The organism is Chitinophaga sp., from assembly GCF_035564935.1.
GTDB lineage: Bacteria > Bacteroidota > Bacteroidia > Chitinophagales > Chitinophagaceae > Chitinophaga.
Window position 1 is genome coordinate 1 of sequence record NZ_DATMTE010000170.1, and the last position, 7,125, is coordinate 7,125.

The 7,125-nt window shown below is 45.2% G+C and carries 8 protein-coding genes; 4 read left to right on the forward strand and 4 right to left on the reverse strand.

Annotated features, from left to right (window positions below; genetic code table 11):
- From VN105_RS04545 to VN105_RS04555, 3 genes are all read right to left on the reverse strand, one after another.
- Positions 1-738: phosphoribosyltransferase family protein (locus VN105_RS04545; protein ID WP_325638368.1), on the reverse strand; the 738-nt coding region annotated here is incomplete at its 3' end.
- Positions 738-1,436, reverse strand: a complete 699-nt coding sequence (locus VN105_RS04550) for an HAD family hydrolase (protein WP_325638370.1) — start codon at positions 1,434-1,436, stop codon at positions 738-740. The genes VN105_RS04545 and VN105_RS04550, both read right to left, overlap by 1 nt.
- A gap of 312 nt (positions 1,437-1,748) precedes the next feature.
- On the reverse strand, positions 1,749-1,949 hold the full coding sequence (locus VN105_RS04555) for a hypothetical protein (RefSeq protein ID WP_325638372.1): 201 nt from the start codon (positions 1,947-1,949) through the stop codon (positions 1,749-1,751).
- A 359-nt stretch (positions 1,950-2,308) separates the two neighbouring features.
- Between VN105_RS04555 and VN105_RS04560 the strand changes: the two genes are divergently transcribed.
- Positions 2,309-3,142, forward strand: a complete 834-nt coding sequence (locus tag VN105_RS04560; protein WP_325638374.1) for an ester cyclase — start codon at positions 2,309-2,311, stop codon at positions 3,140-3,142.
- Positions 3,143-3,466: 324 nt separating this feature from the next.
- Positions 3,467-4,867 (forward strand): hypothetical protein, encoded by a 1,401-nt coding sequence (locus VN105_RS04565; protein ID WP_325638376.1) that lies wholly within the window; start codon positions 3,467-3,469, stop codon positions 4,865-4,867.
- Between the two features lie 133 nt (positions 4,868-5,000).
- Here the strand turns inward: VN105_RS04565 and VN105_RS04570 are convergent, their stop codons facing one another.
- Positions 5,001-5,651 carry a Crp/Fnr family transcriptional regulator gene (locus VN105_RS04570; RefSeq protein ID WP_325638378.1) on the reverse strand — a complete coding sequence of 217 codons (651 nt, stop codon included), beginning with the start codon at positions 5,649-5,651 and terminating at the stop codon, positions 5,001-5,003.
- Positions 5,652-5,732: 81 nt separating this feature from the next.
- Between VN105_RS04570 and VN105_RS04575 the strand changes: the two genes are divergently transcribed.
- Both VN105_RS04575 and VN105_RS04580 read left to right on the forward strand, forming a co-directional pair.
- Positions 5,733-6,428: an HAD family hydrolase gene (locus VN105_RS04575; RefSeq protein WP_325638380.1), complete on the forward strand. Its 696-nt coding sequence runs from the start codon at positions 5,733-5,735 to the stop codon at positions 6,426-6,428.
- Positions 6,425-7,072, forward strand: coding sequence for a chloramphenicol acetyltransferase (locus VN105_RS04580; protein ID WP_325638382.1), 648 nt, complete (start codon positions 6,425-6,427; stop codon positions 7,070-7,072). Before VN105_RS04575 ends, VN105_RS04580 begins: the two co-directional genes overlap by 4 nt.
- Positions 7,073-7,125 lie beyond the last annotated feature (53 nt).

A 7,125-nucleotide genomic window follows, 5' to 3' on the forward strand; every position in this document is an offset into this window, starting at 1 on the left:
GGCCATATTATACAAAAGATTTATGAATTTATCCGGTTGATTTTGCAGGAAAATACAAAATGAATCGAAATCGTAGTTCAGGATATACTTTACGATCCTTGTGTTTATGAAGAAATGTTCGCCCTGGATGATATTTTCCAGGTGAAAAATAGACTTCACATAATGATAGTTCAGGTAATTTTCAATGTTGGGATGAATCTTTTTATTCTGCAGCTCCGCATAATACAGCAGGTATATATCATTGGAAAGGTCGTAGGCATCCACCATTTTCAGGATCATTCTTTCATGGCCGCCGGTGATCCGGATATCATCCAGGAAGATCACTTTTTTCCCCATCAGGAAATGCCGGTCGATATGAAAGCTGTCGTTGCCGATCAGCTTTAACCGTTGTTCGGCATCCAGTTCGCCGTAATCCTCCTTGTAGGTGATGGTACGGTGTACCTTGGTTTCCTGCAATACCGGGTGTCCATGCGCCGCCAGCCACCTGTTCAGCTGAAAAACGAAATAGTTTTTCATGGCAAAGGTAGCCGTTGGGATAAAGGAGTAGGGGCTTGATACTACCACTAACTGCGGCACTTCCTTTCCTTTCAGGTGATGTTCAATAAACCCGTCTGCCAGGCTGGCGCCGAATTTCGCGGCAATGGCATCGTCCCCGAATTTAAAACGGCTGTAGTCATCGGGCGAAAACCCGAAAAACTCCGCGTTGGTGATCTTATGAAGTGAATAGGTTGTCGTCATCAGTTAAGTAAGCTTGAAATACATTGATTATTGGAGTTGACCAGTAACGTACGAATGCCTGCCACCTGTGCGCCATCGATATCTGCTTTTTTATTATCGCCAATATGTATGATGTTATTGAGCGGGAGCGCCTGATCTTTTCTTACTGCCGCCACATTGTCCAGCATCAGCCGGAACATTTTTTGGTTGGGCTTCGACATGCCGGTTTCATCTGAATACAGCTGGAAATCGAAATAACGTTCCAGCTCCAGCTCCTGTAACACCCGTCTCAAAGTACTGCCCTTTATAAAGGCGGTATTACTGAGCAAACTGATGGTGCGGTCAGGCGATTCCTTTATCCTGCGTAATGTTCTTACGGTTTCTGAACAATAAATAACCGGGAGGTATTTAAGCACCAATGCGTCCATTTCCTGGTAAAGGGCCGCCAGATCTATGTTCCCGAAAGCGTTACTGTAATCATTTATTTCACTGATCACCATGAGGTACATTTCTTCTGCATCAATATTACCGCCTGTCTTTTCATTGATGGCATTGCATAGTAAGTCCACCTTGCGGAATATACGGCCTACCTCTTCCAGCGTTTTTTGGTGTTGATTGAAATGGTCGTAAAAAAACCGGGTCCTTTCCTGTTTAAATGAAGGATTCGATTTTATTAAAGTTAACCATAGATCAAAAGAATAATGTTGGTATATGTTCATGTACTTTTTTAGCTTTTACGTCACACCGGTTGGCCGGTTCCCTTTAGCAGCATACTGTCCGGGCTAATAACATTAATATAAGTAATATTCAGATGCTCCCGTTTAATCTTTTTGTTATTTGTTAAGGGTTAATACCAAAAAAGCCTGCATACAGCTTTTTTCAAGCTTCTAATATAGGATTTTATCTTTCATGAAGCCGAAAATTTCCATTTTAATGTGTTGGTAATAAGTTAATTTAGATTTTAACTTATCTAGTTGGTGATGGATTATCCCATTTAACATTGCCATTTTCATCATGTATTCCTGATCTTTTCAGTGCGCCCAACCGGTAGTATTCCGGTACATCACATTCCTGTTGCAGGCCTGGATATGCAGCTTTCCATCGGCTAAACTACCAAAAAGCAGGCATTCTTCACCTGCGGAAATTCCCAGGTCGCAACTGCTGTTTTTGGCATGTTCTGTGATCCGGGCCACAGGCTCCCCTTTGAACTGCCGGAGAATATTGAATTTCAATATGCCCGATTCCCTGTTTTAATCAGCTTCTGTATCACCATCGTCGGTAATCATCACCAGTGCAATAAAGTTATATTTCTCCATTTGCGATAACTTATCAAGCGGGGGAATAGGGCGCAAACACAGGCGCCTCCCGATATGGTTTATTTCCGGGAACTGGCACCAGCAGTTTGCAGCTGCCGCAAAAGTTTTATCATGGTTGAAATAAATATTGTTATTGGTAGCCAGGTACAACCCGAAGCCGGCCAGGATAAAAAGCAGGCAAAAAGTAAAAGGTAATAAGTATAACTGGCGGAACAGATCAATGATTTTTTACAATCCGGGGGCCGGGAGGTGAAATACTTTTGTAAAAAGAAGATATGAAATCAGTTTATATCACGATATACCTGGCCATAGCATTGTTGCTGCCAGTATTATCATTTTCACAGGAAAAAACTATTCATCAACAAAAGGAAATTATGGAAAAGAACAAAGCAATTATTCAGCACTTGTATGAAAATGTAATGAATAAGAGAGATATGAACGCATTGCCCGTAATTGTATCGGAAAAATACACCGGGCCTGAGGGAAGCAAAGGGGTAGCTGGTTTTACTGCACCCACCGCGCCGCTTATTGCCGCTTTCCCGGACATACAATGGAAATTATCCTCCCTGTTGTCCGATGGCGATAAGGTAGTGGCTAAATGGACCTGGTACGGCACTCAAACCGGCGCCTATAAAAATATTCCCGCCACCGGTAAAGCCATTCATATCAATGGAGTAGCTATCTACCAGCTTGAAAACGGGAAAATAATCGCAGGCGAAGTGCAAACAGACCGGTTGGGATTTCTCACCGGGCTGGGCGTATTGCCGGCGGATATTGCCACTGCGCCGGTACACGAACAGGTACAGTTCATTGATAAATTCCTGGTACCATCTGCTGGTATTGCGGAGTTCAAACAAAGGGTTGCAGCGAACCGCCGGTTTATAAAAACATTGCCGGGATTCATTTCAGATGCAGCTTATGAATATTTTGATGAACAGCACAAACTTGTTTATGTAACCATTGCACAATGGGAAAACAAGGCTGCCGTGGCCAGTGCCAAAGAACAGGTGGCGGCGGAATATAAACGGTCGGGGTTTGATATGCCCGGTATGATGAAACGCCTGGGCATTAGTATGGACAGGGGAGTATATAGCCATGCAACGGAGTAACGGTAACGTATATCCGTGCAAAAGGTAAATATACCTACGCAGGAGAATAACGGTAACGTATATCCGCATAAAAGGTATGTATACCTGCGCAATGGAATAACGGTTACATATATCCACGCCAAAGGAGTGCAGCCTGCTGCGCTCCTTTGGCTGTTTAAGATCCGTTTACAATTGTTTAAATTCTGTTGACAGGTTGCTGTGAAAAGATGTGTTAACTTATATACCTGAACAACCAAAACTGAACCGTAACATCATCACCTGGTGCTGTTGCGCATTAATTGAAAACCCGAAACCCCCTTTATTATTCATCTAAAAAAACACAGTATGAAAACTTCATTGTTTGCTGCAGCATGCATCATGCTGGGCATACTGACCGGATGCGAAAAGAAAAGCACTCCCGGCAGTGACCTTCAACCCGTTACCGGAAAAAAAGAGCTGCAGGTACTGGCAGCGCCGCCTGCCACCTGGCAAGAGCACTGGTTTGAGCATCAGCAGCTGCTGAACCGCGTTTTTTACGATACCAGCGTAGCGGTATATTTTGATAATGATGTAAACAGCAGCATCACCTGGCCCAACACTTATCTGGCGCAGGTATGGAACTACACCAAAAGCAGGTATGGCGCCTTTGGCGACGACTCCCGCCTTTTTGCGATCTTTCACTCCGGCAAATATTCAGGTGGACATCCTTCTACGTACATGGATGCCGGTCATGATTACCGCAACGTAATAGATGTAGGTTCGTCTGATCCCAATGCATGGATTTCCGGCGCCGGTAACGACATCGATCTTACCACGCATGAAGTAGGCCATATCGTGGAAGGCGCTTCCAAAGGGGTACACGGCTCCCCGGCCTTCGGCATATGGCACGACAGCAAATGGATGGAGATCTACCAATACGACGTGTACCAGGCCCTGGGCCGCAGCAGCGATGTAACCCGCTGGCACAATATGAAGATCACGCAAACAGATGGTTTCCCCCGCGCAGGCACCTACTGGTTCAGGGATTGGTTTTATCCTATCTATGCCAATTATGGCGGCGCTGCCACACTGAATAAATTCTTTTCACTGCTGGCACAGCATTTCCCAAAACAAACATTCAACAACGGCATTACTACCTATCCTGAATACAGCCGGGGGCTTAACTTCGGAGAGTTTGTACATTACTGGAGCGGCGCTGCCAATAAAGACCTGAAGCAACTGGCGCTTACTGCTTTCGGAAATAAAGATGAGCAGGGCAACGACTGGACCGCCCAGCTGAAACAGGCGAGATCAACCTTCTCCGGCATCACCTACCCATCGGATGATATTACCGCTGCCGGCGCCATCACAGTGAGTAAAGAGAATGGTGGCGGCGCTTCGGCTGCGGAAGGCTCGCTGAAGCTCACAGATAACGTGTACAGCACCAAACTATTTGTTAACGCAGTGCCCGCCGATTTTAAAATGCAGCTGCAGTTCACTACTGGCCAAACAGTGAGGTCATATACCCTTACTTCCGGCGATGACGCTATTGACCGCGATCCTAAAAACTGGCAGCTGAAAGGTTCCGATAATGGCACAACCTGGACTGTACTGGACACGCAAACCAACCAGGCATTCAGCGCCAGGAATCAAACCAGGCAATTCGCCATTTCCAATACCACCGCGTATAAGTATTACGCCGTGTATGTAACAAGCACCAATGGTAGCGTGGATTTCCAGCTGAGTGAATGGAGATTGTTTAAGTAATGGAAAAGCGGGTGTGTTAAAGTTTTATCGGGGTACCGGTAGGGAGTATTTTTGTTGATGTAATTCACGGCGCCACCAGGTACTTTTGATACACCCGCTTCATTTTCGTATACAGGTAAACGTTATATTGCTATCACATCTCCTCAAACCTGCGTAATATTTCTTCCAGTTGTTTCCTGCTCAGATCAATGTTTAATCCCTGCGGATCCAGGATATTTCTGGCCCTCAGTTCCTTCAAGGTCCTGTTAAAGCTGCGGATGGTAATGCCAAGGTAAGAGGCCATATCTTTTTTAGGTATAATAATATCCTGTGCCGCTTCCAGCGCCAGTAAACGGAGCAATGCGTATTCCACAGGATATAATTGCTGGTAAGAGGTACGGATACAGGTTTGCCGGATACGGATGGCGAGTTCCTCCAGCAGCAGCCCGTTAAATACTTTATTGTTCAGCAGCAGCCAGGCAAACAAGGTATGCGGAATGGTATAGGCAGTTACTGAAGTAAGGGCTTCAATATTACACAGGCATTTTTCTTTCCTGATGGCTTCCAGTTCCCCGGTAATCTCTCCTTTGCCCAGAATTTCGAAAATATAGTCTTTCCCGTTGTCTTCCTCAATATAACATTTGGTAATGCCTTCCCTGATAATATACACATAGCTGATGGTATCCCCCTGGTGGATAAGCCGGGTACCGGGTGCAAAAGTTTTTATCGCTACCGCTTCGCTTTCCGGGGCGCTGGCAGTGAATTGTTCCATGAAATGAAGAAAAGCAGGATTGGTCCGTAACATACTTAAAAAGGGTGGGACAAATGTCCCGTTTTATAACCAGCCGGGTCTTATTTTTGCCCCCGGAAAAACGTAAAAATAACAATGATCTCTGATATTAGCGTTATCGCATTCGATGCCGATGACACCCTTTGGGTAAACGAACCTTACTTCCAGGAAACAGAAACCCTCTTTTGCAACCTGCTGGAAGATTATCTGCCGCATCATACCGTATCACAGGAGCTGTTTAAAACAGAAATGGCCAACCTGGAGCTGTATGGATACGGTATAAAATCCTTTATGCTTTGCATGATAGAAACGGTGTTACGTGTAACCGAAAATACTGCCAGCCCTGAAATACTGCATAAGGTGATCCAATACGGCCAGGAAATGCTGAATAAGCCCATTGAGTTGCTGGATGGGGTGGAAGACGTATTACAGGCGCTTTCGGGGAAATACAGGCTGGTAGTAGCTACCAAAGGCGACTTGCTGGACCAGGAACGCAAATTGAGAAAGTCGGGGCTGGAGCACTATTTTCATCATATTGAAATTATGAGCGATAAAAAGGAAAGCGACTACCGTAAATTAATAAAGCACCTCGACTGCCGCCCGGAGGAGTTCCTGATGATGGGCAACTCCCTGAAATCAGACGTTTTACCGGTGCTGGCACTGGGAGGCCACGCCATCCACATTCCTTATCATACCACGTGGCAGCATGAGCGTATAGAACATACCATTGAAGATTCCCGTTTTTACGAGTTTAACACCATGGCAGATATCCTGCCGCATTTGATATTATGAAACAATTATTAGACCTGGATACGTGGGCGAGAAAGGAACATTTTAATTTCTTCCGTCAGTTTGACGAACCATTTTTTGGCATCACCGTTGAAATTGACTGTACCAATGACTACAACATGGTTAAAGCAAACGGGGGTTCCTTCTTTTTGAGTTACCTGCATAAATCCCTCGCCGCTGCCAACGAAGTAGCCCCTTTCCGCTACCGTATTAACAACGGCGAAGTATGGGTGTACGACCAGGTACATGCATCGCCCACCATTGACCGGCCCGATGGTACTTTTGGTTTTGCTTATATGGATTTTTATGAAGATGCCGGCATCTTTGAAGCCCATAGCAAATCGGAAATAGAAAGAGTGCGGCAAAGCACAGGCCTGGTACCCGCCGTGTCAGGAGAAAATGTGATCCATTATTCTTCGCTGCCGTGGATCAACTTTACGGCAATATCACATGCACGGAGCTTCTCGTTTAAAGACAGCTGCCCCAAGATCAGCTTCGGCAAAGTGCGGGATGCCGGCGAAAGAAAAATGATGCCCGTATCAGTACATGTACACCACGCCCTGATGGATGGGTTTCATGTAGCGCAATTCCTGGAAAAGTTCCAGCAAAGAATGAATACGCGGATTTTGTCTGACTCAGGATTTTGATGATTTCGCTGATTACGTTGATTTGATTTTGTAATGATTTTAAAATGATTTGA

Excerpts from the sequence above, each read along its gene's own strand:
- VN105_RS04580 (WP_325638382.1), top strand. The coding sequence starts at position 6,425 with ATGAAACAATTATTAGACCTGGATACGTGGGCGAGAAAGGAACATTTT.
- VN105_RS04570 (WP_325638378.1), bottom strand. The coding sequence starts at position 5,651 with ATGTTACGGACCAATCCTGCTTTTCTTCATTTCATGGAACAATTCACT.
- VN105_RS04550 (WP_325638370.1), bottom strand. The coding sequence starts at position 1,436 with ATGAACATATACCAACATTATTCTTTTGATCTATGGTTAACTTTAATA.
- VN105_RS04565 (WP_325638376.1), top strand. The coding sequence starts at position 3,467 with ATGAAAACTTCATTGTTTGCTGCAGCATGCATCATGCTGGGCATACTG.
- VN105_RS04560 (WP_325638374.1), top strand. The coding sequence starts at position 2,309 with ATGAAATCAGTTTATATCACGATATACCTGGCCATAGCATTGTTGCTG.
- VN105_RS04575 (WP_325638380.1), top strand. The coding sequence starts at position 5,733 with ATGATCTCTGATATTAGCGTTATCGCATTCGATGCCGATGACACCCTT.